The following is a 22,161-nucleotide window of genomic DNA, read 5'->3' on the forward strand; positions in this document are numbered from 1 at the left end:
CACGGACGGTGGCGCCTCCACCACCGGGTGGTCGGCGCCGGTGAGGTTCAGCCCCTCGGGCACACAGCGGGTGAGGACCTTACCGACCCCGACCGCTTCGACCTACGGCGCTCCGCCCCCGCGCGCGCCTGGGATTCGGCCACGACCCCTGCCTGGGCGTTCCGCTGACCCGCGTGGAGGCGGCCGTGGCCCTGCGCGTGCTGCTGCGCCACCGGCCGGCTCTCGACTTCGCGACCGACCCGGCCACACTGCCCTGGCGCGGCAGCACGCTCCTGAGGGGCCGGCCGAACTACCGCTGCGGTTCGGCTGAGGACAGCTCCGCCGAGGCCAGGGCCGTCGCCGGATCCAGGGCCGCGGGACCCGCGAGCGCCCAGCCTTCACGGTCCTTCCGGAACGGCCACCACCGGCCGTCCCGCCCCAGGCGTACCTGGACCGGCGCGCCGTCGACCGTCCACCGGTTGCCGTCCGCCGTGAGCGCCGGCCGCTCGTCCTCGTCCCAGGCCGAGTCCACAGCGGCACGCGCGCGTGCGAGTGTTCCGCCCGAAGGCTCCCATTCCTCCTCCAGCACGGACAGCGCGTCCGCACCGCCGAGCCCCCACGCGTCCGTGGCGTCCGCAAGTGCCTGCGGATCGCGCCCCGATCCGGTGGCGAGCCGCTCCGCCAGTGCCTGGCCGGGCGCGGCGACGGCAAGGCGTACGGCGTCCTGAGCGACCGTCAGTTCGGGCTCGGCCGCCTCGCGTCCGGCCGGTCGCCGGAGAGCCTCCGCCAGCAGCCGATGTGCCTCTACGGCGGTCCGCGCGGCCAGATGGCGGACGGCGACCGGGTCGACTCCCGGTCCCGGCGGGGCCTCGGTGTCCAGCGAGGGCGGCAGGCCGGGTTCCTCGGGCAGGTCCGGGGGCGCGGGCAGGGGCGGCAGGATGTCGCCCGCCGCGTACGCCTCGGCGGCATCCACTCCCTCCGGTTCGGGAGCTTCCACCGCGGGAGCGGCGCTGCGGGCCTGGAGGTCGTCCAGGAGAGCGTGTTCACCCCGACCGCGCATCAGCAGCAGCACGAAGGGATCCTGGTCCAGCAGGCGGGCCACCTGGTAACAGAGCGCCGCTGTGTGCCCGCAGTGGTCCCATGCGCCGCACTCGCACTCCGGTTCCAGATCACCCAGCCCCGGCAGGAGTTCGATGCCCTCGGACGCGGCGTCCTCCACCAGGTGCGGCGGCATCTCGCGGTCCAGCAGCGCCGCGACGTGCCCGGCCCGTTCGACGGCCAGGTCGAGGAGGCGGTCCCACTGCTCGGCCGACAGTTCGGCCAGCAGGACGTCGGCGCGGTGCGTGGTGCGGTCACTGTCCTGCACGACGGCCGTGATGCGTCCGGGACGTATCGACACCGCGCCCACCGCGCCCGCGCGGGCGAGCCGGCGGCCCGTCTTCACCTGCCCCGAGTCCAGCGCGGCGTCCTCCAGCGCCCGCAGCCAGGCCTGGCCCCACCACGTCTGTGCGAAACCCCGCCCGTGCGCGGGCGGCAGCGCCGCGAACGTGCGCTCCGTGTCACCCTCGTGTCCCGTCATCGGGCACCCCCTCGCAGTTCCACCAGATCGGCCAGCTCGACGTCCGTCAGTTCGGTCAGTGCCGCCTCGCCGGAGCCGAGCACCGCGTCCGCCAACTCCCGTTTGCGGCGCAACATGTCGGCGATGCGGTCCTCGACCGTCCCCTCGGCGATCAGCCGGTGCACCTGGACAGGGCGCGTCTGGCCGATGCGGTAGGCGCGGTCGGTGGCCTGCGCCTCGACCGCCGGGTTCCACCAGCGGTCGTAGTGCACGACGTGCTCAGCCCGGGTGAGGTTCAGACCGGTGCCCGCCGCCTTCAACGACAGCAGGAACACGGGCACTTCACCCTCCTGGAAGCGCGCCACCATCTCCTCACGCCGGGCGACGGGTGTCCCGCCGTGCAGGAACTGCGACGGCAGGCCACGGGCCGCGAGATGCCGCTCGATCAGCCGGGCCATGCGCACGTACTGCGTGAACACCAGGACGCCCGCTCCTTCGGCGACGATGGTGTCGAGGAGCTCGTCCAGCAGCTCCAGCTTCCCCGAACGGCCGGCGATGACCGGCCGCTCCTCCTTGAGGAACTGCGCGGGGTGGTTGCAGATCTGCTTGAGCCCCGTCAGCAGCTTCACGATCAGCCCGCGCCGCGCCATGCTGTCCGCCCCGGAGATCTCCGCCAGGGTCTCGCGCACGACGGCCTCGTACAGGCCGGTCTGTTCCGGGGTGAGCGACACGGCACGGTCGGTCTCCGTCTTCGGCGGCAGCTCCGGGGCGATGCCCGGGTCCGACTTGCGGCGCCGCAGCAGGAAGGGGCGCACGAGCCGGTTCAGGCGTTCCGCGGCAGCCGGGTCCTGACCGCTCTCCACGGCCTGCGCGTACCGGGCGCGGAAGGTTCCGAGCCGGCCCAGCAGACCCGGAGTCGTCCAGTCGAGGATCGCCCACAGCTCCGACAGGTTGTTCTCCACCGGGGTTCCGGTGAGCGCCACGCGTGCGCGTCCCCCGATCGAGCGCAGCTCCCGGGCGGTCGCCGAGTACGGGTTCTTCACGTGCTGCGCCTCGTCCGCCACGACCATCCCCCACGCGGCTCCGGCGAGCCGGGGCGCGTCCAGGCGCATCGTGCCGTACGTGGTGAGCACGAACTCCCCGTCTGCCAGGCCGTCGAGCTCGCGCCGCGGACCGTGGAAGCGGCGCACGGGCGTACCCGGTGCGAACTTCTCGATCTCGCGCTGCCAGTTGCCCATCAGGGACGTCGGGCACACCACGAGGGTGGGGCCGGCGGTGGCAGGGGCGGTCTGCCGGTGCAGATGCAGCGCGATCAGGGTGATCGTCTTGCCGAGTCCCATGTCATCGGCCAGACAGCAGCCGAGGCCCGAGGACGTCATACGGGCCAGCCAGTTCAGGCCACGGCGCTGGTAGTCCCGCAGGGTCGCGGCGAGCGCGGCGGGCTGCGGGACCGGCTCCTGGCCCTCCGGATCCGCCAGCCGGTCCCGCAGGGCCGCCAGCCACCCGGTGGGCTGCACGTCGACCCGGAGGCCCTCGACCTCGGCGGAGCCCGTCAGGGCGGCACTGAGGGCGTCCACGGGCGTCACCTTGCGGTCCTGCCGGGCACGGGCCCGGCTGACCTCCTGCGGGTCCACCAGCACCCATTGGTCACGCAGCCGCACCACGGGGCGGTTGGCCTCGGCCAGCCGGTCCAGCTCCTCGCGCGTGAGCTGCCGGCCCCCCAGCGCGAACGACCAGTCGAAAGCGAGCAGGGCGTCGGCGGACAGGAACGACGGAGTGTCCGACGCCGCCCGGTCGTGGTCGTCCGGCGGACCGACCATCGCGCGCGTGGTGAGCCTTCTGGCCATGTCCTTCGGCCAGTGCACCTCGACGCCCAGGTCGGCGAGAGCCCGCGCACCCGCGGAGAGCAGATCGGTGAGCTCCTCGTCGGCGAGTTCGACCGCGTCCGGGACGCCGGCCGAGAGCAGCGGGGCGAGCGGGGGCCACGCGCGTGCGGCCCTGCGGAGCGCGAGCAGGCCGTCCATGCGCGCGTGCGGGCCGAAGGCGGTGGCGCCGCCCCACACGTCGGCGGCGTCCGCCACCATCGTCGGATCGCTCACGCTGTGCATCTGGAGAACGGCTCGGAAGGCGGGCGCCTCGCCACTGTCCAGGCCGCGCACCTCGATCCGCAACGAGACGCGTACGCCCGCGTCGTGGCCCGCCGCGACATCCGCCGCCCACGCGCGCTGCTCGGGCACCTGCCGCGGTTCCTGGGCGGCGTAGGCGGGTCCGCCCGTCACGAGGGGCGCCGCGGGGGAGCGGGGCAGGGCGTCGGCGACCGCGTCCAGGAAGGCGCGCAGCAACCGTTCGGGGTCGGGCAGCCGCAGCGGCTCGGCGGTGCTCAGCGGTACGGCGTGCGCCTCGGCGGTGCTCAGCGGTACGGCGTGCGCCTCGGCGGTGCTCAGCGGTACGGCGTGCGGCTCGGCGGTGCTCAGCGGTACGGCGTGCGCCTCGGGCGGCATCGCCGCGGCGAGCCGGCGGACCCGCTCGACGTCCGCGGCGCCCAGGGGGCCCACCCGCCAGGCGTCGTGATCGGTGGGGGAGAGGCCGGGGAGCAGCAACCCCCGTGCCACGCACTGCAGTGCCAGCACGCCTGCGGCACCCCAGAAGACCGTCGCCCGGTGCCCCTGCGGAGAGGTACGCGCACGCGTGAGGACCGGCAGGGCGACACGGACCGGGAGCAACACCACCGGCAGACTCACCAGCTCGACACCGCCGTCGCCAGGTCGCACGATCGCCACGTCCTCGACCGTCCCCGCCGCGACTGCGGGAGGAGGAGCGCCGTTGGGCCGCCAGAAGGCGACACTGCCGGTGCGGGCCGGGTCGCCCGGCACGAACACAGCGCAGCACGAGGCCAGTTCGGAGATCTCGGACGGTGATGCCGCGGGGAACCTCTGAACAGAGATCGCGGGACTCCTCAAACTTGACTACGTCGTCAGGGTGGTCGAGGGTACATCACCTCCCGGGCCCGTAGGTGGTGGTCTGCATCACATGTGGACGGGGGTGTTGTCAACCCCCCTGTGTGCCCGGTGCTGACCCCCGCACGAACACGGGGGGTTGCCGCATGGTCGCGACAGGTCACCAGTCCGTACGTTTCCTCAGGTCAGCGCGTTTCCTGAGAGAGCCGGAGTCCGGACATGCCCCAGAGTGCCGCAACCGTCGCACCCCACCCGCGCGGTACGTCCGGCTCCCCGCCCGGCGGAAGCGAGTTCGCACCCCTCCTGCGCGCGGTGAGGGGGCAGGGACTCCTGGACCGCCGCCACGGCTGGTACGCCCGGGCCGTCGCCGTCAACGCGCTCGCCCTCGCCGGTCTCGTCACGGCCGTCGTCCTGTCCGGCGACTCATGGCGCACCCTGCTGCTGGCCCCGCTCCTCGCCGTGTTCTGCGCCCGCACCGCCTTCATAGGGCACGACGCCGGCCACGCGCAGATCACCGGTGACAAGGCGACCGGCCGCCTCATCGGACTCGTCCACGGCAACCTGCTGCTCGGGATGAGCTACTCCTGGTGGAACCACAAGCACAACCGCCACCACGCCAACCCCAACCACATCGACAAGGACCCCGACGTCGCCGCCGACGTCCTCGTCTTCACCGGTGAACAGGCCGCGGAACGCACCGGCTTCAGGCGCTGGCTCACCCGCCACCAGGCCTGGCTGTTCTTCCCGCTCACCCTCCTCGAAGGCATCGCCCTGAAGATCCAGGGCTTCCGGGACCTGAGCCGACAGTCGCCCGGGGAGCGTGCGGTGGAGGGAGCGCTCCTGGTGACCCACATCGCCGCCTACGCCACGCTGCTGCTGACCACCATGTCCCCCGGAAAGGCGCTCGCCTTCGCCGCGCTTCACCAGGCGCTGTTCGGCCTGCACCTGGGGATGGCCTTCGCCCCCAACCACAAGGGCATGGAGATGCCGGACCCGAACGGCGAGTCCTGGGGCCACCTGCGCCGCCAGGTGCTCACCTCCCGCAACATCCGCGGGGGCACCCTCACCGACTGGTTCCTCGGCGGCCTCAACTACCAGGTCGAACACCACCTCTTCCCCAGCATGCCCCGGCCCCATCTGCGCCTCGCCCAGCCGCTGGTACGCGCCCACTGCCGGGAACTGGGTATCCCCTACACGGAGACCGGACTCGTCGACTCCTACCGACAGGCCCTGAGCCACATGCACGAGGTGGGCGAGCCGCTGCGGGCGGACCGTTAGGACGCGCGCATCCTGGGCGGCTCAGGGCGAGGTCTCGGGGATGTCTTCTCAGGGATGTCTCAGGGTCGCGATGCGGAACCGCAGGAAGCGCGGACCCGTTCTCCTGGACAGAGAGCGGCAACCGCCGCGAAGGAGGCGACGCACATGTCGAAGAACGCGAAGATCGCCGCGGGGGGAGTGGCGGTCGGACTGCTCCTGCTGTTCTGGCTGCCCTGGTGGGCCGCATTCCTGATCATTCTGGGAGTCCCGGCCGCCGCGTACCTCACCCTGGACCCCTCACAGCGGCGCAGGCTGCGCCGGGTCACCCGCAAGGAACTCGGCCGCTGACGCACCCGCACCGGCCGGGGGACGACAGCCCGGACGGTGCGGAGCGGCCGTTCAGCCAGGACGTACGGCCAACTTGTCCAGCGCTTCCAGCAGCCCGGGCAGCTCCGGGCCCCGGCCCACCGGGAGGACCTCCCCGGGTTTGTCGTCGAGCAGCACGAACGCGATGTCGTCGGTCCTGGCCACCAGTGACCAGCCGGGACCGTCGGCGCGCAGCGTCCGCGCCTCGCCCGACGCGAAGGACGACCGGACGCGCCCCAGGGGCGGCGGCGAATCCACGTAGGCGCGGGCCTCCGCGAGGACACGCCGGATGCCGCTGTGGCCCTTGGAGGCCCGTTTCCCGGCCTCACCGGGGGCAGTGGATCCCGCGGTCGCGACACCGGCTGCCCCGTCTCCCGCAGTCCTGTAGCCCGCCGTGCTGTTCCCTACGACCCCGGCGCTCACACTCTCGTCCTGCGAGGCATCACGGGGCGAGGCGTCAAGGGCCGAGGAGCCGCGGTCCGGAGCGTCGCCGACCGCAGGCACGCCTTCTGCGGTCATGTCGGCGCCGGTCCCACCGCCCGCCGCCTCGCCGTTCACAGCCTTGTCACCCACCGCGGACCCGCCGTTCGGGCTCGAGAAGGCAGAGTCGTCGATCTGTTCCCGCCACATCGCCCACTGGAGCGCGATCTCGTCGGCCCCCAGACGCCGCTGGGCGGATCCCCACCTGGAGGTGTCCGGCGGCGTCAGCGGCGGGCCGTCGGCCACTTCGGGATCGGGGTCGTGCGGCGCCGGCACACCGGGCGCGGCGACGGCGATCGCGAGCGGCCAGCCGGGCAGGGCGGCCACGACCGTGCGCTCGTCGGGCGACAGGTCGTACTCCATGCCGCAGTCCCAGGACGCGATGGCGACGGCCACCAGCGAGACGTCGTCGACGACGACGGTCCACCTGGCACCGCTCCCGTCCTGGCCGATCACCAGGCCGTACCCGTCGGCCAGCGGCGCCAGACCGAGCGCCGCGCAGGCCTCCGGATAGTCGTCGCCCAGCACGCTCGGGAACTGCGCCGGCGTCAGCAACACCGCCGTCAGCACATAAAGCGCGTCGTCCTCGGCGGCGACGGCGTCCTCATGCGTCCCGGCCATCACAGCCTCCCCATCGGTTCGTCCAACGGCGCGCACCCTAGTGTGCGAGGAAGGTGCTTGTCACGACTCCCCAGAACACCCGGAGCTGCAGTTTTCCGGCTGGACGGGGCGAATCGACCCCCTGGTCGGCCGCTCAGACCACCGGCAGCCCGAGGAGCGCCCGCGCCACCGTACGCGGAGACTCGTCGCGCTCCCGGGCGAGGGCGATGACCGCCCGGCACGCGAGCTCGTTGACCCCGAACGACAGCGCCTCCGGCGAGACCCAGGTCGAGGCCTCGTCGATCCTGTCCTGGTCGTCCTCCGCGCAGGCCGAGACGTAGGCGGCCGCGGCCTCGAACAGGTTGTGCGTGCGGGCCTGCCGGCCGGGGGGCTCCTCGGTGCGCAACGCATTGACGAATCTGGTGCTGGACCTGCGGATCCTGCTCCACATGCCGACCACCTTCCCCCAGAGTGACGTGCTTCTGCCGAACGTTCTCCTCTGCTACTCAACGTAAGGTCGGAGCCCCGCCCGCAGAAGAGGGCCGGAGCGTCACGGCGCACCCGTCACCGCGCGAAGATCGGGTCAGCCGGCCCCGGGGCGGACGTCGGCGGGGCCATGAGAAGGGCCGGAAAACGGTCAACCTGGTTGGCCGGACGGGATACTTGTGTCTTCTCGCGACACGGCGACCAGGGGAGTGGATCGGTGAACTCTGCCGCAGAGAATGGCCGTTGGGGAGATGGAGGCGGCCGGGGCGGACGGCACGCCGTCGTCGTGGGCGGGAGCCTCGCGGGGCTTCTGGCGGCCCACGTCCTGGCCGGGCACGCCGACCGGGTGACCGTCGTCGAGCGCGACCGCTTCCCGGAGGGCGCGAAGCCGCGCCCCGGAGTACCGCAGGGTCGTCACCCGCACGTTCTGCTCCAGGGCGGACAGAAGGCCCTGGAGTCGCTGCTGCCGGGGTTCCTGACGGAGCTGCGGGAGGCGGGGGCGCCTCGGGTGGGCATGCCGGCCGACATGGTGATGTGGCAGAGCGGCCGCTGGTTCCGGAGGGTGTCCGCGACGACCCACATCTACACCGGCTCCCGCGCGCAGCTCGAGGAACTGGTGCGGCGGCGGGTCCTCGCCGACCCGGTGGTCAGCGTGCTGGAGGGGACCGACGTCGTCGGCTTCCTCGGGGACGCCACGCGCGTGCGTGGCGTGCTGGTGCGCGACCGCTCCGGAGACGCCCGCGCGGAATCCCGCCCCCTGGAGGCCGATCTGGTCGTCGACGCCTCCGGCAGCGGCACGAAGGCCCCGCAGTGGCTCGCGGAGATCGGCGCCGAGCGCCCGCAGGAGGAGACCATCGACACCGGCCTCGCCTACGCCTCACGCGTCTACCGCGGCACGAACGGCGCCCTCGACGGCGAGACCCGCGGCTACTACGCCTATCCGGACCCCGAGCAGGTGCACGCCGGCGGCGCGCTGCCCCTGGAGGACGGCAGCCATCTGGTGATCGTCTCGGGCCTGCGCGGCGACGAACCGCCCACCGACGACGACGAGTTTGTGACGTACGCCAAGAGGTTGCCGCATCCGCTCCTGCACCGGTGGCTGGACGAGGCCGAACCGCTCTCCCCGGCGTTCGGCTACCGGCGGACCGCGAACATCCGCCGACGCTACGACCTCCCGGGCCGACCGGCGGGCTTCCTCGCCACCGGCGACGCCCTGTGCACCTTCAACCCGATCTACGGGCAGGGCATGGCCGTCGCCGCGATGAGCGCGGTCGCCCTGCGTGACGCGCTGGCCGACCGGCGCCGGACGCCCACGACCCGACGCGTGCAGCAGGCGCTCCTCGCGGCGTCCCGGCTCGCGTGGGACATCTCCGCCGGGGCGGACCGCAAGATGCCGGGCGCGGTCGGCACCGCCACCGACGGCGGCCGCGCGGACCGGTTCGCCGGGTGGTACCTGAGCCGCGTGCAGGAGCGTGCCCCCGGCGACCCCGTCGTGGGACGGGCCTTCCGTGCCGTCCTGACCCTCTCCGAGCCCGTGACCGCCCTGTTCGCTCCTCCCGTGGCCAGGGCCGTCCTCTTCGGTCCGCCCGCGCCGACGCCGACCGAGCCGCCCGCGACACCGGAGGAGCCCGCGTCCCCGGCAAGCTGATCGGCTCACTCGGAGAGTGACGTGATCGTCTCCCGCAGCGGGCCGAGCGTCACGTGGTCGTCTCTCGCAGCGGGCCGAGCGTCACGCGGAGAGTCGCTTGGTCGTCCTCCGCAGCCGGACGAGCGTCACTGGGACAGTGACGTGATCGTCTCCCGCAGCCAGCCGACCTCGGCCCGGGACGTGGCGCGGGCGATGGTCAGCACACCGCGCCGGAAGGGATCGTCCAACTCCTCGGCGCGCAACGGGCGGTCACCCTCGTAGAAGAAGCTCGCGGGCTCCTCCAGGAAGGCGAGCCGGCGACGCAGCACGGCCGCCTGCGCGCCGGCGTCGTCCAGGTGCCGGAGGAAGGCGAGAACCGTGAACCACCGGTTCTCGTCGGTGATGTCGCGCGCCGCCGGTTCGGCCAGTCGGCGGCGCAACTCCTGGCGGCCCTCTTCGGTGAGCGTGAGGACATGGCGGGGCGCGGCCACGGCACCGGGTTCCGTCGCCCGCGCCAGCCATCCCGCCTTCTCCAGCCGCTTGATGGCCGGGTAGAGCGTGCTCTCGGCCACGGGGCGCACGTGACCCGCCAGTGCCGTGATGCGTTTGCGCAGCTCATAGCCGTGCAGCGGGGTGTCGTAGAGGAATCCGAGGATGGCGAGCTCCAGCATGCACGCATTCTGCCGCATCGACGCTGTACATCCCTGACGTGTTACCCCGACCACGCAATACATCGGCAACGATGTATTGTCCTGGACGACGAGGCGGCGAACAGAGGGAGGGCACATGAGGCAGGCCGAGTTCGACGGCAAGGGAAGCCGTATCCGCTGGACCGAGACGCCCGGCGAGGAGCCGGCACGCGTGTACGTGCACGGCCTGGGAGCGGTCTCGGCCGTCTATCACGCGCACATCGCGGCGCGGCCCGAACTCGCGGGCCGGCGCAGCCTGTTCGTCGATCTGCCCGGGCACGGCAGCAGTGACCGCCCCGAGCACTTCGGATACACGCTGGAGGACCACGCGGACGCCCTGGCCGCGGCTCTGGACGCTGCCCGCGTGACCGGTGCCGAACTGATCGCGCACAGCATGGGCGGATCGGTAGCGCTCGTGCTCGCCCACCGGAGGCCGGAGCTCGTCTCCCGACTGGTCCTCACGGAGGCCAACCTCGACGCCGCACCCCCGGCCACGGCGGGCAGCACCTGGATCGACGCCTACGAGGAGGACGATTTCGTGGCCGGAGGCCACGCGCGCGTGCTCGAGAAGGTCGGCCCCCTGTGGGCGGCGACCATGCGGTTGGCCGACCCCCGCGCCCTGCATCGCAGCGCGGCCGCGCTCAGACGGGGATCGGCGCCCATGATGCGCGCGATCCTCGGAGGTCTGCCGATCGACCGCGTGTACCTCCAAGGTGAGCTCAGTGGCGAGTTGGAGGGGCGAGAGGCGCTGGAGGCGGCAGGCGTGCGCGTGGTGACCGTCCCGGGCGCAGGGCACAACGTCATGTTCGACAACCCCGACGCCTTCGCCGCGGCGGTCGCAGGGAAGGTGTGAGCCGCGTTCAGTCCTCGCGGACGGCCAGGGCCAGGAAGCGGTCGTCCTCGTCGACGTACGACGTCATGCGCCAGCCCGAACCGGCCAGCAGAGGACGGAGGTTGGGCTCGGCCCGCAGGTCGTCCGGGGTGATCCGCCGTCCCCGGCGCGCGGCGAGCGCCGCCCTGCCGATCGGATGGAACAGGGCCAGGACGCCTCCGGATCGCACCACCCGGGCCAACTCGCGCAGGTTCTCGGCCGGGTCGGGCAGATGGGAGATCAGACCCGCTCCGAAGACGGCGTCGAGCGAGCGGGAGCGGAGCGGCAGGGCGGCCACGTCGGCGAGCAGCAGTCGTCCGTCCCGGCCTCTGCCTGCCCGTACGGCGGCCTCCAACATGGCAGGGGTCAGATCCGCGCCCACGACCACTCCGGAGGGCCCCACGGCCGCCCGCAGCGGCGGCAGGGCCCGTCCGGTGCCGCAGCCCGCGTCGAGCACTCGATCGCCCTCGCGCACCCCGAGCTCCGCGACCGCGGCGGCATAGGCCGGACCGTCGTCCGGGAACCGGCTGTCCCAGTCGGCGGCGCGGGCCGAGAAGAACTCCTGAACGTGTGTGTGGTCGTCGCTCATGTTCCGCATGATCCCTCACCGACACGGATGAAGCCCCGGCGCACATGTTTGAGCGTGATGCGATCGTTCCGACGCAACTCTGCGCCATATTGCAACACCTTTCGAAATGCGCCCTCTTTGTGCGCCCCTGCCCCGACTAGCGTCCCTTGGCCATGGGACACCTGGACCACGCAGCCCTGGGCTGGCTGACGCCCACACTGTCGTACGTCATGGCCTGCATCGGCGCCGCGCTCGGCCTGCGCTGCACCGTGCGCGCCCTCGGAGCCACCGGACGTTCGCGCCGCAACTGGCTGATCACCGCGGCCTCGGCCATCGGGACGGGCATCTGGACCATGCACTTCGTGGCCATGCTCGGCTTCAGCGTCAGCGGCACCGACATCCGCTACGACGTACCCCTGACCATCGCGAGCCTCCTCGTCGCCATGGTCGTCGTCTCCGCCGGCGTCTTCGCGGTCGGCTACAGCCGCGACCGGGTCCGCGCGCTCTTCCTGGGCGGGCTCACCACCGGCCTGGGCGTGGCGAGCATGCACTACCTGGGCATGGCGGCCGTACGGCTGCACGGCGGCGTCCACTACGACCCGGTGCTCGTCGGACTCTCCGTCCTCATCGCCGTGGTCGCGGCGACGGCGGCGCTGTGGGCGGCGCTCAACATCAAGTCGCCCGTCGCCGTCACCATCGCCTCCCTGATCATGGGCGCCGCGGTCAGCAGCATGCACTACACCGGGATGTTCGCGGTGAGCGTGCGGGTCTCACCCTCCGGTGACGTGCTGCCCGGGGCCACGGCGATGCAGTTCATCTTCCCGCTCGCCGTCGGACTCGGCTCCTACCTGTTCCTGACCTCGGCCTTCGTCGCGCTGTCACCCACTTCAGGCGAGCGCGAGGCATCCGCCTCCGCGCAGCGCACGGTCGAGAGCGTCCCCTCCTAGCGGCGGATCCGGGCCCCGGCGGGCTCGACGACACGCCCCCGAACCACTCCCGAGCGAGGAGGCCATGCGTACACCGCGTAGGACCCCCATAGCCGGCGCCGAGACGCCGCACCGGACACCCGCGCGCGGGCGCCGGGCACATGCCGGACCACCGGCCGACGAAATCCCGGACGACCCCGTGGGTCCGCTGGCCGAGGACATACCCGCGCGCGCGGGACACTGGCGGATACGCCCCCGCACGGTCCGCGCCAAGATCGTCTGCCTGCTCATGGTGCCCGTGGTCTCACTGCTCGCGCTGTGGGCGTACGCCACCGTCAGCACCGCCCAGGACGTGTCCCGGCTGCGGCAGTTGCAGCGCGTGGACGACGCCGTCCGCTCTCCCGTCGCCGCCGCCGTGACCGCCCTCCAGGCGGAGCGTGCCGCCGCCGTCCGCTACGCCACCGACCCGTCCGCCGAGCAGAGCGACGACCTGCGCAAGCTCGCCGGGCGCACCGACCGGGCGGTGGCACGACTGCGGCTCGGCGACGACAACACCGTCGCCGACGGCGAGGAACTGCCCGCCGGAGTCGCCCGGCGGCTCGAAGCCTTCGTGACCGGCGCGGAACAACTGCGCTCCGTGCGCGCCGCCGTGCTGGACCGCAGCGCCGGATGGGACGAGACGTACGGCCGCTACACCAGGACCATCGCCGGCGCCTTCGCGGTGGGCGGTGCCCTCACCGGCATCCAGGACGCGGAACTCGGCTCCGACGCGCGCGTGCTGCTGGAGTTCTCCCGCGCGGGCGAGTCGCTGGCCCAGGAGGACGTCGTACTGTCCAGCGCACGCCTTGCGGGCGTCCTGGCCGGAGAGCGGCTGCGGCTGTTCACCGGTGCCGTCGACACCCGCCGGGCCCTCACCGAGGGCGCCGTGACAGACCTGCGCGGATCCGACCGGGCCGCCTGGCAGAAGGTCGCCGGCAGCGGCGCCTACGCCACCGTGACCGCCGCAGAGGACCGGGTACTTGCCACCGCCCCCGGCGTGCGCGCCGTGCAGTCGACGCCGGAGGCCACCTGGCAGACGGCGCACACGCGTGTGCGGGACGGCATGCGGGCCGTCGAACAGACCGCGGGAAGCGGCGTCGCCCACCGCGCCGACCCGTTCACCAGGGGACTGCTCACCCCGGCCGGGGCCGCCGTCCTGCTCGGCCTGATCGCCGTCGCCGCGTCGCTCGTCATCTCCGTGCGCATCGGACGCGGCCTCGTCGTCGAGCTGGTGAGCCTGCGCAACAGCGCCCTGGAGATCGCCCGCCGCAAACTCCCGGAGGCCATGGGCAGGTTGCGCGCCGGCGACGAGATCGACATCCGCTCCGAGGCCCCGCCCGGACCGCCCGCGGAGGACGAGGCAGGCCAGGTCGCCGAGGCCCTGGCCACCGTGCACCGCGCCGCGCTGCGGGCCGCGGTGGAGCGCGCCGAACTCGCCAGCGGCATCTCCGGTGTCTTCGTCAACCTGGCCCGGCGCAGCCAGATCCTCGTCCACCGCCAGCTCAGCCTGCTCGACAGCATGGAACGCCGCTCCGACGACCCGAACGAGCTGAGCGACCTCTTCCGGCTCGACCACCTCACCACCCGCATGCGCCGCCACGCGGAGAGCCTGATCATCCTCTCCGGAGCGGCACCCGGCCGCGCCTGGCGCATGCCGGTCTCGCTGACCAACGTGGTCAGGGCGGCCGTCTCCGAGGTGGAGGACTACGCGCGCGTGGAGGTGCGTCAACTGCCCGACGCGTCCGTCGTCGGCGCGGCGGTCGCCGACCTCACCCACCTGCTGGCCGAGATCATCGAGAACGCCGCCCAGTTCTCACCGCCCCACACGCGCGTGCGCGTCACCGGCGAACCCGTCGGCAACGGTTACGCCGTCGAGGTCGAGGACCGCGGTCTGGGCATGGGCAAGGAGACCCTCGCGGAGGCCAACCGCCGCATCGAGCAGTCCGAGGCACTCGACCTGTTCGACAGCGACCGGCTCGGCCTGTTCGTGGTCAGCAGGCTCGCGGCCCGGCACGGCATCAAGGTGCACCTGCGCACCTCGCCCTACGGCGGCACCACCGCGGTCGTCCTGCTGCCCACGGCGCTGCTGCACATCAAGGCGGCGGAACGTTCCCCCGCCACGGCCGCCGACCGGGGACGGCCCACCGAACGCGAGTACGCGCGCGTGGCGGCCTCCGAACGCGACCAGGAGTCCGTCCCCGCCCCGGCCGAGCGGCCGGCCCTGGTGTCCCCCCTGATGGCCGCGGCAGACCGGGGAACGTCCGACACACCGCCCTCCGGAGTCACCGCCCTGCGTCTGCACCGGCCCCCCGAGGAACCGGAGGAGTCCGAGGACCTTCCGCGCCGGGTACGGCAGGCCAGCCTCGCTCCCCAGTTGCGCGAGCAGCGCTCCGAGGGGCCGGCCCCGGCAGCCGCCCGCCGGGACGACGACGGCCGTACACCCGAAGTCGTCCGGGACCGTATGGCGGCGTACCGGGACGGCTGGGCGCGCGGCGGCGGCCGGCAGCCCGGCCGCGGTGCCACCCCAGATTCCCCAGCGGGCAGAGACAGCAGCGAAGGAGACCGAGGATGATCCAGGACCCGAGCATGAGGGCCGACATGGGGGTCCCCCCGCGCGAGGGAAGCCGGGAGTGGGGGCGGTCCGGCGAACTCGACTGGCTGCTGGACGACCTGGTGCTGCGCGTGAGCGAGGTACGCCATGCCGTGGTCCTCTCCAACGACGGCCTCGCCGTGGGCGCCTCGACGGATCTGCGCCGTGAGGACGCGGAACACCTCGCCGCGGTCTCCTCCGGATTCCACAGTCTGGCCAAGGGCGCGGGCCGGCACTTCGGCGCCGGGGGAGTGCGCCAGACCATGGTCGAGATGGACGACGGCTTCCTGTTCGTGGCCGCCGCGGGAGACGGCTCCTGTCTCGCCGTCCTCACCGCGGTGACCGCGGACATAGGCCTGGTCGCCTACGAGATGGCACGGCTGGTCAAGCGGGTCGGCGAGCACCTCTACACGCCGCCGCGCGTGGGCGCGCGACCACCCGCCGCCGGATGAGACAGAAGGGCGGTCGGATCGGATGACCGAGGACATGGCGGGCGTCCCCTACGAACAGGGAAGCCAGTGGTACGACGGCGAGGCCGGACCCCTCGTCCGCCCCTACGCGATGACGGGCGGCCGCACCAAACCCGGCCCCACCGGAGTGCGGTTCGACCTGATCGCCCTCGTCACCCTCGACGCCTGCGCCCCCGGGGCCGGAGACGACACGGCGCTCGGGCCCGAACACCGGACCCTGGTCGACCTGTGCCGCACGGAGACCCAGTCGGTGGCCGAACTGTCCGCGGGCGCCGACCTGCCCGTGGGCGTGGTCAGGGTGCTCCTGGGGGACCTCCTGGAACTCGGCTGCGTCACCGTCAGCCGCCCGGTACCGCCGGCGCAGCTGCCCGACGAACGGATTCTGCGCGAGGTGATCGAAGGGCTGCGGGCGCTGTAGATGAACGTTCAGAACCGGGCAATAAGCGGTCCAACTCCCCGAAGGGGAACTCCAGTTGTCATGATGCTGCCTTCGCGACCCCGTACCGATGTCGCCGCCCGTCGCCGGCCCTCCCGAGAGAAGTGATCGATGGTCTCCGAGAACTCCGACGCCCAGGGCGGCGAGACGACCGCCCTCGCGCTGAAGATACTGGTCGCCGGCGGGTTCGGCGTGGGAAAGACCACCCTGGTGGGCGCGGTCAGCGAGATCAGGCCGCTGCGCACGGAGGAACTGCTCAGCGAGGCGGGCCAGTTGGTGGACGACACCGACGGTGTGGACCAGAAGGTGACCACCACGGTCGCCATGGACTTCGGGCGGATCACCATCCGCTCCGGCCTGTCCCTCTACCTCTTCGGCACTCCGGGCCAGGACCGCTTCTGGTTCCTGTGGGACGAGTTGTCACAAGGGGCGCTGGGTGCCGTCGTCCTCGCGGACACCCGGCGCCTGGAGGACTGCTTCCCGGCCGTGGACTACTTCGAGCACCGGCACATCCCGTTCGTGGTGGCCGTCAACTGCTTCGCCGGGGCCCGGACCTACGGCGCCCACGACGTCTCGCGCGCCCTCGACCTCGACCAGGGCACACCCGTGGTGCTGTGCGACGCACGGGACCGCGACTCGGGCAAGGAGGTGCTGATCCGGCTGGTCGAGTACGCCGGGCGGATGCACACCGCCCGGCTGCTCGACTCGGTGGGCTGACCACGGGCGGGGGCGGCCCACCGGCACGTCACTCCGCGACGGTCTCAGTCCGCGAGCCCTTTCTCCGCCAGCACCTTGTCGATCTTCACGCGGACGAGGAGTTCCCCCGGCACGCCGTTGCGGGCGCCGAATTCCTCGGCCCGTTCCTCGCCCATGTACCGCGCCCCGATCCGCCCGGCCCAGTGCCGGACCTCGTCGAGATCCTCCGATATCCGCGCCCGGCCCTGCAGCACCACATAGGCGAAGGGCGGCCGGTCGTCGTCCACACACAGGGCGACCCGTCCGTCCCGCGCCAGGTTGCGCCCCTTCACGGTCGCCTTGCCGGTGTTGAACACCAGGTCGTCACCGTCGAGCACGAACCAGATCGGGGCCACATGCGGACTGCCGTCGGCCCTGACGGTCGACAACTTGCCGGTGCGGGTGCCGTGCGAGACGAACGCCCGCCATTGCTCATCGGTCATCTTCTGTGCCATGTCCCCATTCTCCTTGCCCCGTTGACGGTCGTGGGGAAGGCTTGCGGGAGATCCTCCGGGCAGGGGGAGACGTCACACGGGGAGACGGGACACATGCCGCAGAAGCAGGGGCTCGGCTGGCTGCTGGACGATCTGACCGAGCGCGTCGACCATGTGCGGCACGCGCTGGTGCTGTCCAACGACGGACTGGTGACGGGCGCCAGCACGGGACTGCGCCGCGAGGACGCGGACCATCTCGCGGCCGTCTCGTCCGGACTGCACAGCCTGGCCAAGGGCTCGGGGCGCCACTTCGGCGCGGGCCAGGTACGGCAGACGATGATCGAGTTCGACGACGCGGTGCTGTTCGTCACCGCGGCGGGCACCGGTAGCTGTCTGTGCGTGCTCAGCGGCTCCGACGCCGACATCGGCCGGATCGCCTACGAGATGACGCTGCTCGTCAACCGGGTCGGCGAGCACCTCGACGTGGACGCCCGCCGACCCGAGCGGAGCCCGGCGACGGACCTCTGACCTGCGCGTTCTTCAGCCCGTTGGAGTTATCCACAGGCTCGCCACGCATCTCGCCCCACCGGCTACGGTTTCTGTCACGGCGAGCGCACACAGCGTGAGCGACAGACTCCACGGGGGACCGATCATGGCGAGCAGTACCCTCACCCAACTCCAGCGACACGGCTACACCTCCAGCCGCGCCGCCCGGGAACTGGGCCTCAAGCGAAGCGAGTTCGACCTCGCGGTCCATCTCGGCCAGATCCGGACGGTACCCGACGAAGGGGGCGGGGGCCGACGCGTCACACATTCCGAGGTCGACCGGCTGCGGGCCACGGACGGCTTTCCCGACTCACTGCGCCAACGCGTACGGCTCGTAGGCACCACCGAGGGCGCCAAGGTCATGGACATCCCCGTCGGCAGGTTCACCCGCCTGGCGCGCCTCGGCCTCTTCTCACCGGTGCGCTTCTACCTGAACCGGTACCGGGCCGTCGTCTGGCTGTATCTGGCCGACGAACTCGAGGAGTTCACGGCGGTCGAGGAGAACACCCCGCTGCTGACCGCACGGCGTATGCCCGAGGGCTTGCGGGACATGCTGGACGAGGGCGTGGACCTGCGCGCACGCAACTGGCGCGGACGCCACCGCGGGTTCCTCCTGCGTCTGGCCGAAGACCCCTGGGAGAGCGCCGGAGCCCTCGCCGCGTTCCTCGACCCCGTCCAGATCGCACAGCTCGTCCCCGACCCCTACGAGCGGTCCCACCTGGGCCGCTTCCGGCCGGGACCACCCGCGCACAGCGCGCAGGGCTCACCCGCCGCCCACCTCATCGGGAAGATCATGACGGCGGACGATCCGGCCGAGATCGCATGGCTGAGGGCCGAACTGGCCCGTGTCCTCGAGGACGCGCGACGGTTCCGGCCCGCGCCACGCCCCGCGATCCGGCAGACACCTTCCGCCCTGCCGGCGGCGGAGCCGGCACCCCGGGAACCGTCCCGCGGGCTGCTGGGCTGGCTCCGCCGTAGAAGCGCCTGACCTACAGCGGCCGGAACAGCCCCTCCTGGACGACCGACACCAGCAGCCGCCCTTCCCGGTCGTAGATCCGGCCACGGGCGAGCCCGCGTCCACCCGTCGCGATCGGCGACTCCTGGTCGTACAGGAACCACTCGTCCGTGCGGAACGGCCGGTGGAACCACATGGCGTGGTCCAACGACGCGATGTCGAAGCTCCGCGGGCCCCACAGGGGCTGGACCGGGAGGCGGACGGCGTCCAGGAGAGTCATGTCGCTCGCGTAGGTCAGCGCGCAGGTGTGCACGACCGGGTCGTCCCCGAGCGGCCCGACCGCGCGCATCCACACCGCGCTGCGCGGCTCGGCGTCCTTGACCTCCTCGGCGCTCCAGCGCAGCCGGTCCACGTACCGGATGTCGAAGGGCTGGCGGCGCGCCATCCGCTCCAACTGCTCCGGCAGTTCGCCCAGATGCTCCCGGATCTCGTCGCCGACCGTCGGCAGGGACTCCGGGTCCGGGACCTTGCGGGCGGGAGGCAGCTGGTGCTCGAAGGGACCTTCCTCAGGCTTGTGAAAGGAGGCGGTGAGATTGAAGATCGTGCGGCCCTGCTGCACGGCGGTGACCCGGCGCGTCGTGAACGACCGTCCGTCCCGCACCCGCTCGACCTGGTACACGATCGGTACGCCGGGCCGGCCGGGGCGCAGGAAGTACGCGTGCAACGAGTGCACCGGGCGCTCGCCGTCCGTGGTCCGGGCGGCGGCGACCAGCGCCTGGCCCGCCACCTGGCCGCCGAAGACCCGCTGGAGGGACTCGTGCGGGCTTCGGCCACGGAAGATGTTGACCTCGATCTGCTCCAGGTCGAGCAGGTCGACGAGCCTCTCGGCCGGGTTCGTCATGGGTGGGATTCTCCTTGGCTCACAACTGACCCGGGGCTCACAACAGGCCTGTGGGTCTCAACCGGCCTGTCCTTCACAGTTGCCCGACATCGGTGACGCGGACGACCGCGCGGCCCTCCGCGTCGGAGGCGGTGAGGTCGATCTCGGCGCTGATGCCCCAGTCGTGGTCGCCGTTCGGGTCGGCGAAGGTCTGCCGGACGCGCCACAACCGGTTCTGCGGCTCCTCCTCGATCCGCAGCAGCTTGGGACCGCGGGCGTCGGGACCGGTGCCGAGGTCCTCGTACTCGTCCCAGTACTTGTCCATCGCCTCGCCCCACGCGTCGGCGTCCCAGCCGGCCTCGCCGTCCATCTCGCCGAGTTCCTCGACCTGGTCCAGGGCGGCGAGCTCGACGCGGCGGAACATGGCGTTGCGGACCAGGACCCGGAAGGCGCGCGCGTTGGCGGTGACGGGCTTGACCTCGTCGGCCTTCTCCTGGGCCTCCTCGGCGGTCATCTCCTCCGGGTTGGCGAGCTGCTCCCACTCGTCCAGCAGGCTGGAGTCGACCTGGCGGACCGTCTCGCCGAGCCACTCGATCAGATCCTGGAGATCCTCGGACTTGAGGTCGTCGGGGATGTTGTGGTCGAGCGCCTTGTAGGCACTCGCGAGGTAGCGCAGGACGATGCCCTCGGTGCGGGCGAGGTCGTAGAGGGAGACCAACTCGGTGAAGGTCAGCGCCCGCTCGTACATGTCGCGGATGACGGACTTCGGGGAGAGCGGGTGGTCGCCGACCCAGGGGTGGCTCTTGCGGTAGGTGTCGTACGCGTGGAAGAGCAGCTCCTCCAGGGGCTTCGGGTACGTGATGTCCTGCAGGCGCTCCATGCGCTCCTCGTACTCGACGCCGTCCGCCTTCATCGCGGCCACGGCCTCGCCCTTGGCCTTGTTGAGCTGGGCGACGAGGATCTGCCGGGGGTCGTCCAGGGTGGACTCCACGACGGACACCATGTCCAGCGCGTAGGACGGCGATTCGGGGTCGAGCAGCTCGAACGCGGCGAGCGCGAACGTGGACAGCGGCTGGTTGAGCGCGAAGTCCTGCTGGAGGTCCACGGTGAGCCGGACGATGCGTCCGGCGGCGTCGGGCTCGTCGAGCTTCTCGACGATGCCGCCGTCCAGCAGCGAGCGGTAGATGGCGATCGCCCGCCGGATGTGCTTGAGCTGCTGCTTGCGCGGCTCGTGGTTGTCCTCCAGGAGGTGCCGCATCGCCGCGAACGCGTTGCCGGGACGGGCGATCACCGACAGCAGCATCGTGTGCGTGACCCGGAAGCGGGACGTCAGCGGCTCCGGCTCGGAGGCGATCAGCTTCTCGAAGGTGTTCTCCGACCAGGCGACGAACCCCTCGGGCGCCTTCTTGCGGACGACCTTGCGGCGCTTCTTCGGGTCGTCGCCCGCCTTGGCGAGCGCCTTCTCGTTCTCGATGACGTGCTCGGGAGCCTGGGCGACGACGAAGCCCGCCGTGTCGTAGCCGGCCCGGCCCGCGCGACCGGCGATCTGGTGGAACTCGCGGGCGCGCAGGGTACGGACGCGGTTGCCGTCGTACTTGGTGAGCGCCGTGAACAGCACCGTGCGAATGGGCACGTTGACACCGACGCCGAGGGTGTCGGTGCCGCAGATGACCTTCAGCAGACCGGCCTGCGCGAGTTTCTCCACCAGCCGCCGGTACTTGGGCAGCATGCCGGCGTGATGGACGCCGATGCCGTGCCGGACGTAACGGGAGAGGTTGCGGCCGAACTTGGTGGTGAAGCGGAAGTTGCCGATCAGGTCGGCGATCTGGTCCTTCTCCTCGCGCGTGCACATGTTGATGCTCATCAGCGCCTGCGCCCGCTCCACGGCCTGCGCCTGCGTGAAGTGCACGATGTACACCGGCGCCTGCTTGGTCTCCAGGAGCTCCGTCAGCGTCTCGGTGAGCGGGGTGAACTTGTACTCGTAGGAGAGGGGGACGGGGCGGGTCGCCGAGCGGACCACCGACGTCGGCCGGCCGGTGCGCCGGGTCAGGTCCTTCTCGAACATCGCGACATCGCCGAGCGTGGCCGACATCAGGACGAACTGCGCCTGCGGCAGCTCCAGGATCGGGATCTGCCAGGCCCAGCCGCGGTCTGCCTCGGCGTAGAAGTGGAACTCGTCCATGACGACCTGGCCGACGTCCGCGTTCCTGCCGTCGCGCAGCGCGATCGACGCCAGCACCTCGGCGGTGCAGCAGATGACGGGGGCGTCGGCGTTGACGGAGGCGTCGCCGGTCAGCATGCCGACGTTCTCCGTGCCGAACATCTTGCACAGCTCGAAGAACTTCTCCGACACGAGCGCCTTGATGGGGGCGGTGTAGAAGGTGACCTCGTCACGGGCGAGGGCGGCGAAGTGCGCGCCCGCCGCGATCATGCTCTTGCCGGAGCCGGTGGGCGTCGACACGATCACGTTCGCGCCGGACACCACCTCGATCAGCGCCTCCTCCTGATGGGGGTAGAGCGTCAGGCCCCGCTCCTCGGCCCACGACTCGAAGGCTTCGTAGAGGGCGTCGGGGTCGGCGGTCGGCGGGAGCTGATCGATGAGGGTCACCCACCCATCTTGCCTGCCCGGATGCCCGAGGGGGGAATCGGATGGGAGTCCGAAGATCACGACCAGTACGCTGTGTCGCCGACGGAGCGTCAGCGCAGCCGGTC

At 72.0% G+C, this 22,161-nt stretch carries 20 protein-coding genes and 1 pseudogene; 12 read left to right on the forward strand and 9 right to left on the reverse strand.

Annotated elements, in window-relative coordinates; translation table 11 throughout:
- Positions 1-84 precede the first annotated feature (84 nt).
- Positions 85-310, forward strand: a pseudogene (locus ABZ098_RS37410) (cytochrome P450); the annotation flags it as partial.
- On the opposite strand, the gene ABZ098_RS37415 reads toward ABZ098_RS37410, so the two are convergent.
- Both ABZ098_RS37415 and ABZ098_RS37420 read right to left on the reverse strand, forming a co-directional pair.
- Entirely contained in the window at positions 290-1,558 is a 1,269-nt protein-coding gene (locus ABZ098_RS37415; protein ID WP_356598209.1) for an SWF or SNF family helicase, read from the reverse strand. The pseudogene ABZ098_RS37410 and the gene ABZ098_RS37415 sit on opposite strands and share 21 nt — an antisense overlap.
- Positions 1,555-4,482 carry a DEAD/DEAH box helicase gene (locus ABZ098_RS37420; protein ID WP_356598351.1) on the reverse strand — a complete coding sequence of 976 codons (2,928 nt, stop codon included), beginning with the start codon at positions 4,480-4,482 and terminating at the stop codon, positions 1,555-1,557. Before ABZ098_RS37420 ends, ABZ098_RS37415 begins: the two co-directional genes overlap by 4 nt.
- A gap of 231 nt (positions 4,483-4,713) precedes the next feature.
- Here ABZ098_RS37420 and ABZ098_RS37425 point away from each other — a divergent pair, with 231 nt between their 5' ends.
- Both ABZ098_RS37425 and ABZ098_RS37430 read left to right on the forward strand, forming a co-directional pair.
- Complete coding sequence (locus ABZ098_RS37425) at positions 4,714-5,772, forward strand: acyl-CoA desaturase (RefSeq protein WP_356598210.1); 1,059 nt, start codon at positions 4,714-4,716, stop codon at positions 5,770-5,772.
- Positions 5,773-5,916: 144 nt separating this feature from the next.
- Positions 5,917-6,099 carry a hypothetical protein gene (locus ABZ098_RS37430; RefSeq protein WP_037707795.1) on the forward strand — a complete coding sequence of 61 codons (183 nt, stop codon included), beginning with the start codon at positions 5,917-5,919 and terminating at the stop codon, positions 6,097-6,099.
- A gap of 51 nt (positions 6,100-6,150) precedes the next feature.
- On the opposite strand, the gene ABZ098_RS37435 is transcribed toward ABZ098_RS37430, so the two are convergent.
- Together ABZ098_RS37435 and ABZ098_RS37440 are read right to left on the reverse strand one after the other, a co-directional pair.
- Positions 6,151-7,218 carry a hypothetical protein gene (locus ABZ098_RS37435; protein ID WP_356598211.1) on the reverse strand — a complete coding sequence of 356 codons (1,068 nt, stop codon included), beginning with the start codon at positions 7,216-7,218 and terminating at the stop codon, positions 6,151-6,153.
- Positions 7,219-7,351: 133 nt separating this feature from the next.
- Complete coding sequence (locus ABZ098_RS37440) at positions 7,352-7,648, reverse strand: hypothetical protein (RefSeq protein ID WP_356598212.1); 297 nt, start codon at positions 7,646-7,648, stop codon at positions 7,352-7,354.
- Between the two features lie 321 nt (positions 7,649-7,969).
- On the opposite strand from ABZ098_RS37440, the gene ABZ098_RS37445 reads away from it, so the two are divergent.
- Positions 7,970-9,331 carry an FAD-dependent monooxygenase gene (locus ABZ098_RS37445; protein ID WP_356598353.1) on the forward strand — a complete coding sequence of 454 codons (1,362 nt, stop codon included), beginning with the start codon at positions 7,970-7,972 and terminating at the stop codon, positions 9,329-9,331.
- A 125-nt stretch (positions 9,332-9,456) separates the two neighbouring features.
- On the opposite strand, the gene ABZ098_RS37450 is transcribed toward ABZ098_RS37445, so the two are convergent.
- Positions 9,457-9,981, reverse strand: a complete 525-nt coding sequence (locus ABZ098_RS37450; protein ID WP_356598213.1) for a PadR family transcriptional regulator — start codon at positions 9,979-9,981, stop codon at positions 9,457-9,459.
- A 115-nt stretch (positions 9,982-10,096) separates the two neighbouring features.
- Here ABZ098_RS37450 and ABZ098_RS37455 point away from each other — a divergent pair, with 115 nt between their 5' ends.
- Entirely contained in the window at positions 10,097-10,852 is a 756-nt protein-coding gene (locus tag ABZ098_RS37455) for an alpha/beta hydrolase (protein ID WP_356598214.1), read from the forward strand.
- Between the two features lie 7 nt (positions 10,853-10,859).
- On the opposite strand, the gene ABZ098_RS37460 is transcribed toward ABZ098_RS37455, so the two are convergent.
- Entirely contained in the window at positions 10,860-11,459 is a 600-nt protein-coding gene (locus tag ABZ098_RS37460) for a methyltransferase domain-containing protein (RefSeq protein WP_356598215.1), read from the reverse strand.
- 152 nt (positions 11,460-11,611) lie between these two features.
- Between ABZ098_RS37460 and ABZ098_RS37465 the strand changes: the two genes are divergently transcribed.
- The 5 genes from ABZ098_RS37465 (at position 11,612) to ABZ098_RS37485 (ending at position 16,616) form a co-directional block, all read left to right on the forward strand.
- Positions 11,612-12,385 carry an MHYT domain-containing protein gene (locus ABZ098_RS37465; RefSeq protein ID WP_356598216.1) on the forward strand — a complete coding sequence of 258 codons (774 nt, stop codon included), beginning with the start codon at positions 11,612-11,614 and terminating at the stop codon, positions 12,383-12,385.
- Between the two features lie 64 nt (positions 12,386-12,449).
- Entirely contained in the window at positions 12,450-14,975 is a 2,526-nt protein-coding gene (locus ABZ098_RS37470) for a nitrate- and nitrite sensing domain-containing protein (RefSeq protein WP_356598217.1), read from the forward strand.
- Between the two features lie 26 nt (positions 14,976-15,001).
- Entirely contained in the window at positions 15,002-15,445 is a 444-nt protein-coding gene (locus ABZ098_RS37475) for a roadblock/LC7 domain-containing protein (RefSeq protein WP_356598355.1), read from the forward strand.
- A 22-nt stretch (positions 15,446-15,467) separates the two neighbouring features.
- Positions 15,468-15,881, forward strand: a complete 414-nt coding sequence (locus tag ABZ098_RS37480; protein ID WP_356598218.1) for a DUF742 domain-containing protein — start codon at positions 15,468-15,470, stop codon at positions 15,879-15,881.
- A 129-nt stretch (positions 15,882-16,010) separates the two neighbouring features.
- Positions 16,011-16,616, forward strand: a complete 606-nt coding sequence (locus tag ABZ098_RS37485) for an ATP/GTP-binding protein (RefSeq protein WP_326670907.1) — start codon at positions 16,011-16,013, stop codon at positions 16,614-16,616.
- Positions 16,617-16,660: 44 nt separating this feature from the next.
- Here the strand turns inward: ABZ098_RS37485 and ABZ098_RS37490 are convergent, their stop codons facing one another.
- The gene (locus ABZ098_RS37490; protein WP_356598219.1) at positions 16,661-17,089 is read right to left on the reverse strand and encodes a PPOX class F420-dependent oxidoreductase; all 429 of its coding nucleotides are present in this window, start codon (positions 17,087-17,089) and stop codon (positions 16,661-16,663) included.
- 93 nt (positions 17,090-17,182) lie between these two features.
- On the opposite strand from ABZ098_RS37490, the gene ABZ098_RS37495 reads away from it, so the two are divergent.
- Positions 17,183-17,596, forward strand: coding sequence for a roadblock/LC7 domain-containing protein (locus ABZ098_RS37495; protein WP_356598220.1), 414 nt, complete (start codon positions 17,183-17,185; stop codon positions 17,594-17,596).
- A gap of 124 nt (positions 17,597-17,720) precedes the next feature.
- The gene (locus ABZ098_RS37500; RefSeq protein ID WP_356598221.1) at positions 17,721-18,602 is read left to right on the forward strand and encodes a DUF6397 family protein; all 882 of its coding nucleotides are present in this window, start codon (positions 17,721-17,723) and stop codon (positions 18,600-18,602) included.
- Position 18,603: 1 nt separating this feature from the next.
- On the opposite strand, the gene ABZ098_RS37505 is transcribed toward ABZ098_RS37500, so the two are convergent.
- Together ABZ098_RS37505 and ABZ098_RS37510 are read right to left on the reverse strand one after the other, a co-directional pair.
- Positions 18,604-19,470 (reverse strand): acyl-CoA thioesterase II, encoded by an 867-nt coding sequence (locus ABZ098_RS37505; RefSeq protein ID WP_356598222.1) that lies wholly within the window; start codon positions 19,468-19,470, stop codon positions 18,604-18,606.
- A 73-nt stretch (positions 19,471-19,543) separates the two neighbouring features.
- On the reverse strand, positions 19,544-22,057 hold the full coding sequence (locus ABZ098_RS37510; protein ID WP_356598223.1) for a DUF3516 domain-containing protein: 2,514 nt from the start codon (positions 22,055-22,057) through the stop codon (positions 19,544-19,546).
- Positions 22,058-22,161 lie beyond the last annotated feature (104 nt).

The sequence above is a fragment of the Streptomyces sp. NPDC006335 genome (assembly GCF_040612795.1).
Taxonomy (GTDB): Bacteria; Actinomycetota; Actinomycetes; order Streptomycetales; family Streptomycetaceae; genus Streptomyces.

Bases quoted from the DNA above. Each gene is read 5' to 3' on its own strand.
- ABZ098_RS37415 (WP_356598209.1), bottom strand. From the start codon at position 1,558: ATGACGGGACACGAGGGTGACACGGAGCGCACGTTCGCGGCGCTGCCG.
- ABZ098_RS37505 (WP_356598222.1), bottom strand. From the start codon at position 19,470: ATGACGAACCCGGCCGAGAGGCTCGTCGACCTGCTCGACCTGGAGCAG.
- ABZ098_RS37490 (WP_356598219.1), bottom strand. From the start codon at position 17,089: ATGGCACAGAAGATGACCGATGAGCAATGGCGGGCGTTCGTCTCGCAC.
- ABZ098_RS37495 (WP_356598220.1), top strand. From the start codon at position 17,183: ATGCCGCAGAAGCAGGGGCTCGGCTGGCTGCTGGACGATCTGACCGAG.
- ABZ098_RS37485 (WP_326670907.1), top strand. From the start codon at position 16,011: ATGGTCTCCGAGAACTCCGACGCCCAGGGCGGCGAGACGACCGCCCTC.
- ABZ098_RS37480 (WP_356598218.1), top strand. From the start codon at position 15,468: ATGACCGAGGACATGGCGGGCGTCCCCTACGAACAGGGAAGCCAGTGG.
- ABZ098_RS37465 (WP_356598216.1), top strand. From the start codon at position 11,612: ATGGGACACCTGGACCACGCAGCCCTGGGCTGGCTGACGCCCACACTG.
- ABZ098_RS37460 (WP_356598215.1), bottom strand. From the start codon at position 11,459: ATGAGCGACGACCACACACACGTTCAGGAGTTCTTCTCGGCCCGCGCC.
- ABZ098_RS37430 (WP_037707795.1), top strand. From the start codon at position 5,917: ATGTCGAAGAACGCGAAGATCGCCGCGGGGGGAGTGGCGGTCGGACTG.
- ABZ098_RS37450 (WP_356598213.1), bottom strand. From the start codon at position 9,981: ATGCTGGAGCTCGCCATCCTCGGATTCCTCTACGACACCCCGCTGCAC.
- ABZ098_RS37475 (WP_356598355.1), top strand. From the start codon at position 15,002: ATGGGGGTCCCCCCGCGCGAGGGAAGCCGGGAGTGGGGGCGGTCCGGC.
- ABZ098_RS37500 (WP_356598221.1), top strand. From the start codon at position 17,721: ATGGCGAGCAGTACCCTCACCCAACTCCAGCGACACGGCTACACCTCC.
- ABZ098_RS37435 (WP_356598211.1), bottom strand. From the start codon at position 7,218: ATGGCCGGGACGCATGAGGACGCCGTCGCCGCCGAGGACGACGCGCTT.
- ABZ098_RS37425 (WP_356598210.1), top strand. From the start codon at position 4,714: ATGCCCCAGAGTGCCGCAACCGTCGCACCCCACCCGCGCGGTACGTCC.
- ABZ098_RS37470 (WP_356598217.1), top strand. From the start codon at position 12,450: ATGCGTACACCGCGTAGGACCCCCATAGCCGGCGCCGAGACGCCGCAC.
- ABZ098_RS37455 (WP_356598214.1), top strand. From the start codon at position 10,097: ATGAGGCAGGCCGAGTTCGACGGCAAGGGAAGCCGTATCCGCTGGACC.
- ABZ098_RS37440 (WP_356598212.1), bottom strand. From the start codon at position 7,648: ATGTGGAGCAGGATCCGCAGGTCCAGCACCAGATTCGTCAATGCGTTG.